Origin of the sequence: Streptomyces longisporoflavus (assembly GCF_014649775.1) — a bacterium.
Lineage (GTDB): Bacteria > Actinomycetota > Actinomycetes > Streptomycetales > Streptomycetaceae > Streptomyces > Streptomyces longisporoflavus.
Genome location: NZ_BMTR01000156.1, coordinates 1 through 533 on the forward strand (window position 1 = coordinate 1; position 533 = coordinate 533).

The 533-nt window shown below is 71.3% G+C and carries 1 protein-coding gene; it reads left to right on the top strand.

Annotated features, from left to right (window positions below; all coding sequences use genetic code 11):
- Positions 1-177: 177 nt before the first annotated feature.
- Positions 178-533: SpnB-like Rossmann fold domain-containing protein (locus IE226_RS43830; protein ID WP_190087112.1), on the top strand; the 356-nt coding region annotated here is incomplete at its 3' end.

The window sequence follows — 533 nt, forward strand, 5'->3', positions numbered from 1 at the left end:
GCTCCGTTGAGTGAGGTGTTGCCGAGGCTTTCCGCGTGGCGCGCGGAGCAGCGGGGCCGTTCGACGGTGGATGGTTGGCGGTATCGGGTCGAGTGGCGGTCGGTGGCGGCCGGGTCGGGGCGTGTTGGCGGTAGCTGGCTGGTTGTGGCGCCGGTCGGTGAGGGGCGTGCCGGGTGGGTGCGTGAGTCGCTGGTCCGTAATGGTGCGGGCGATGTGCGGGTCGAGCTGGTGGATCCGGCCGTGGTCGGTTGGGCGGGGCGGTTGACCGGCCTGTCGGAGCTGGACGGAGTCGTCTCTCTGCTGGGGTTTGCTGGGGCGGGTGAGTCGGCGGTACCTGCGGGTGTGGCGGGCACGATCGGGTTGTTGCGGGCGCTGGGTGGGGCGGATGTGCCTCTGTGGTGCCTGACGTCGGGTGCGGTGTCCGCGAACGCGGACGATGTGGTCGACGGGTTCGAGCAGTCGATGGTGTGGGGTCTGGGCCGGGTGGCCGCCCTGGAGCAGCCCGACTCCTGGGGCGGTCTGATCGACCTGCC